The 4,578-nt window shown below is 58.8% G+C and carries 3 protein-coding genes and 1 pseudogene; 1 reads left to right on the top strand and 3 read right to left on the bottom strand.

Going from position 1 to position 4,578, the window contains the following annotated elements; all coding sequences use genetic code 11:
• A pseudogene (locus VJ956_RS12325) lies at positions 1-213 on the top strand (hypothetical protein); the annotation flags it as partial.
• Between the two features lie 61 nt (positions 214-274).
• Here the strand turns inward: VJ956_RS12325 and VJ956_RS12330 are convergent.
• The 3 genes from VJ956_RS12330 to VJ956_RS12340 all read right to left on the bottom strand — a co-directional run.
• Positions 275-1,198 carry a M14 family metallocarboxypeptidase gene (locus VJ956_RS12330; protein ID WP_324085343.1) on the bottom strand — a complete coding sequence of 308 codons (924 nt, stop codon included), beginning with the start codon at positions 1,196-1,198 and terminating at the stop codon, positions 275-277.
• A gap of 151 nt (positions 1,199-1,349) precedes the next feature.
• Positions 1,350-3,302 carry an alkaline phosphatase D family protein gene (locus tag VJ956_RS12335; RefSeq protein WP_324085344.1) on the bottom strand — a complete coding sequence of 651 codons (1,953 nt, stop codon included), beginning with the start codon at positions 3,300-3,302 and terminating at the stop codon, positions 1,350-1,352.
• Positions 3,303-3,330: 28 nt separating this feature from the next.
• Positions 3,331-4,578, bottom strand: a 1,248-nt coding sequence (locus VJ956_RS12340) for a GGDEF domain-containing protein (protein WP_324085345.1), incomplete at its 5' end; no start/stop codon positions are given.

Here is a 4,578-nt window from a genome sequence, read left to right on the forward strand (position 1 = left end):
GAAGGTGGTCCGATAAACTTCGATACCCATGGTGATGGAGGCGGCCAGTCAATTTCCTATGAAAAAGGCCGGGGCGTGCCGGAAGATGAAGGCGAGCTTGAAGCTGCATTTACAGGCAACCATGGCTGGTTCTTCAGAAACCGGAATGACAACGACATCACTCTGGTGCTTCGCACTGGCGGGGATTACGGACAGCTAAAAAAAATGCTGTAATAGAGTTCGGGAGCAAGAGGCTGGCGGAATGCCAGTCTTTTGCCCTGGTAATTGCGCCGCGCTATTGACGCGCCAGTACGAAATCGATCGCCGCGCATACGGCGGCAGCCTGCGCGGTATTACATTGCTCGGGGGTAACACTGGGGCTGTCGGGGAAGACCTCGGTGGTGGTCTTGTAGGGGGCGCTGGTCATACTGGCGCATAAACCCAGATGCTTCAGCGGGTATTCGATGACTCCCCGGGCGACCACCGGTGAGCCCAGGATCTTGCGGTTGTCGTCAGCGGGTGCGATATGGGTGATCTGCTCCACCGCCCTAATCAACGCCTGCTGGAATTCAGGCTGCGGGTTTTCGCTGTCACCCACCAGATAGAAGCCATCGGGAATGCTACCCGGCTCGAAGGTCTTGCCGTCGCGGGCAGCCAGCGCGGGGCGGAACTCGGTTTCGTCAGTATCGGTCGTTTCATGCAGGTCGATATGCATCAGTACACTATCGCGAAGAGGCGCCACCAGGCGCATGAGCGCGGCCGACTCCGCAGCCGGACTGTCATCGCGAAACGAGCGGTTCGGGTCGACCGCGTCCGGATTCCAGCGATGGATGCGCTCGTAAGCCCAGGGGCTGACGCAGGGCGCGACCAGCAGGTTGACCCGGCCAGCGTACTCTGCCGCGTGCTGATCGACGAATTGCAGGGCACCGTGTACGCCGCTGGTTTCATAGCCGTGAACCCCGCCCGTTACCAGCACCACCGGCAGTTCCTCACGCCAGTCACGGCTGCGGATCGCGATCAGCGGATAACTGTCCGGGCCATAGTCAAGACGGCCATACTCTTCCAGGTCAAAGCGCGGGCGCAGGCTCTCGATTGCGCTCAGGACATCAGCCTGGTAACTACGTTGGCGGATCTGCCGGGACAACCATTCGGCGCGTTCGGCGTCGCCCCAGGGCGTACCGGGGATACCGATCTGAGGGTGGGCGGGAGCCGTTGTCATATCGCTTGTTCTCCAGTGATCGCCAGTTAATGCGGGCATTATAGCATCCGCACTTTAGCTTGCGGTCGGGGCAAACCGGTGACTTCAGACCCGCGATGCGGTGCAGGAACCGGGCCTGAAGGCTGGAGTGGACGCACCAATCCATAATTCTTCAGGAGCGCGGCGACTCCGGGAACCGGGTTCCGCCGGAACACGAATTCAGCTGTTCTATGGAAACCGGTGCGCCTTCTTCGTTCAGTTCCACCAAGCCGATACCGGCACCGTTCCAGAGCCTCTCTCCGGCGTCACGGCCCTCGGGCAGTCGGGGCGTCACCCGCATGCGCCGTCTCTTGGTAAACCAGTTCAGCGGTGACCAGGGAGCATAGAGCCAGCGATTCATCCGGTCCAGCCATTCCAGCAGCGTGTGGGGAAACTCGTTCTTGATACCACTGCTGGTGATCTGCCAGATTCTGGGGCGGTCCGGCCGATGCCTGAGGCGCACATCGTAGGCGAAGGAATAATGCACGTCGCCGGAAAGGATCACGAAATTTTCCGGCGTGCGGGAATGGCGGAAGATATTCAGAAGCACGCTGGCGGCACCCCGGTGTGCCATCCAGTTTTCGGCATCAACCACCAGGGGTTTGCCAAAGAAGGTGAAAACCTTCTGGATTGCTTCAATCAGTTTCACCCCAAACATGGGCGCCGGTGAGACCACGATCACCGCCTTCTGGCCGATGATGTCCTGCTGGAACCCGGTCAGTGCTTCCCAATCCATGAGCCCTGATGGCCGGGCGCGATTGATTTCGCTGCGCCAGCGGCGAGTGCGGCAATCCAGCACCACGATCCGGGGGGAGGTCGGCAGCGTGTAGTGCCAGTGCTCGAACTGCAGAAGGTCATCAATCAGTGCATCCTGCCGGGCCTGGTCGAACCCGGCGCCCTGCCCCGCCGATTCCGACAACGCCTGGATGGCTGGCAGGATTTCGCCGAAGGCGTCAGGGTTATTGCCCCAGCCCTGGCACAGCAGATAGGCAATCAGGGCATTACCGACGATACGCCGGGAGAAAGGGTGGCCGTAGGTTGTGGCCTCCCACAGTGCAGACAGGTTCCAGTCGTCGGTAACGTCATGATCATCAAAAATCATGTAGTTCGGAACATGGGCCATCACTCGCGAAGCGCACGGCAACCCGGCAACGAAGCCGTCAAGCACCGACTGCTGGTCCTGGTAGATGCTCGCGTCCCGGGCGCTCAATGCCGGCTGTTCCCCGTCAATCAGGCGCCAGCACACCGGCGACCACACCAGCAGGTACATGGCCATGACTTCGCTGAGGGAAATCAGATGGTTCTGGGCATTGACGGTGGTAAACACCGGCTTCCTGACACCGCCAAAGAAGCGCTCGGTCAGGGCCTCATTGCCCTCGACATCCGGCAGCAGTTTTTCGCGGTGGAAATAGGTGTCCGGGTTATCCCGCAGCTCCTTGCTGTCGTTGATCCCGGCGCCGGTAAGGGTCTCCTCGTAAAGACCCAGGCAGTCAATCAGGTGATGGATGGCCCGTAGCATCGGGCCGGCGACATCGTCGGCATAGATCTGGTCGCCGGTCATCAGCAGCACGGCCGGGCGCCTTGCGTTATCGTCCCGGGTCTCCCGGAGTAACTCGTCTGCCCGTACCAGTCCGTCAGCTGCACAGGAATGGGGCCGGCGACAGGATCCATGAATCAGCCGGTCCAGCCGCTCCTTGATGACAAAATCAGGCCGGCTTGCTCCCGGCATGCACAGGTGCTGCGCCCACTCTGCGATCCAGGACTCCGGATCATGATCCGATTGGCCCGACACCGAACCGGATACACCCAGGTCATATCCGATGCGGGTATTTACCGGCAGGGCATCGTCAAGCCTGAGGTCAATAAGGTGCAAACAGGCCGAGGTACCGAAACGGACGCGGGTGACCTGGTTTCCGGTCAGGACCTGATCAAAACACGGTTCATCTGAAGCCCCGTGATAGAGCCGCAGCCGTAAAGTCAGCGCACTGGACCCCACAAGCCAGAGCGTTAATCTCTGGCAGGTGGTGTGCCTGAGAATTGGCCCCGCCAGCACTGGCGGCAGGGAGGACGAAGACTGCTCACTCATTGATTTCCCCGATCCAACGCACGGCTCATCACCGCCCCTGGAAAAAACAGGACTGGTTGCGTCCAGCGTCCCTGGCCCGACACATGGCCTCCTCGGCGTTTCTCAGCAGCGTCTGATCGCTGGTGCCGTCGTCCGGAAACAAAGTGATGCCGACGCTGCCGGAAATACTGACTTCCTCCCCCACCACTTCGAAAGGTCCCTCGAGTTCATTGAGGGTTTTGGCGGCTATGTCTCCGATCATTTCGCGGTTGGCGGTATCGAGCAACATAAAAGCGAAATTGCTTTCGCCAATGCGCGCAAACGTATCCGATTGCCTGACGCAGCGGTCAAGTCTTTCGGCAACGCTGCGCAGCAAATGGTTACCGGATTCATGGCCCAATCGTTCATTGATTTCCTTGATTCCCCTGATATCAATAAACAGAAGCGCAAAAGGGTCGCCGGTTCGCTGGGAGTGCGCGGTATTTTGGGTCAGGCGGTCCCGGAACAATCGCTGGTTAGGCAACTGCGTTACCGGATCATGGTTGGCGTGGCGCCAGGCCTCGATTTCGGAATCTTTACGAAGAGTTATGTCGTGGGCTATACCCGATATCGCTTCCACCTCGCCCCGTTCATCGAGAACCGGTATGTGAACCGTCTCGAAGCTGCGGGTTTCACCACTGGCGGCCTCAATCTCGACTTCGTGCCAACGGTATTCTCGGTCCGAGACAATTCTTTGTAACTCTTGCTGCCCGATGTTGTCCGCAGGTAATGGCATCTGGGCAAAAGACCGGCCCTCTATCTGCTCCACCGATAGCCCACAGAGTTCTGCCATGGCCAGGTTGGCATACTGAAAATCGCCGTCCAGAGACATTATGTAGCAAGGGTCGGGAAGCGAAGAAAGAATCGTTTTGAACAGTCGGCTCTGCCTGTTTTTTGCCTGGCTAAACCGCTCAATGGATTTTTCCAGCACCCGGTCGATTTCATAATTGAAACGAATCAGGTCGGAAAACGCCCTTGCGTCGGAGCCGTCGAGGTAGCTCCAGAGCTCGACGACCGTCATTCTCAGGGAACGGAATTCACGTGCCACCTGATAGATTTCAACTCCCAACTCATAACGTTCCTGACCATGAATGCCTGCATAGAGCTGGCTATCAGGCTGATCGGCATTGAACTCTGAAAGCTCTTCGCGAACATCGTCACCGTGATCGATTTTGGCGGCAATACCGAGGAGTATATTCTCCACGTGGTCGCGAATTTCCTCGCGGGACAGGTGATGTTTCGACAGGCTTTCCCGGGC

Origin of the sequence: Marinobacter sp. (assembly GCF_035268745.1) — a bacterium.
In the GTDB taxonomy this organism is placed as follows: domain Bacteria; phylum Pseudomonadota; class Gammaproteobacteria; order Pseudomonadales; family Oleiphilaceae; genus Marinobacter.

Excerpts from the sequence above, each read along its gene's own strand:
- VJ956_RS12335 (WP_324085344.1), bottom strand. The coding sequence starts at position 3,302 with ATGAGTGAGCAGTCTTCGTCCTCCCTGCCGCCAGTGCTGGCGGGGCCA.
- VJ956_RS12330 (WP_324085343.1), bottom strand. The coding sequence starts at position 1,198 with ATGACAACGGCTCCCGCCCACCCTCAGATCGGTATCCCCGGTACGCCC.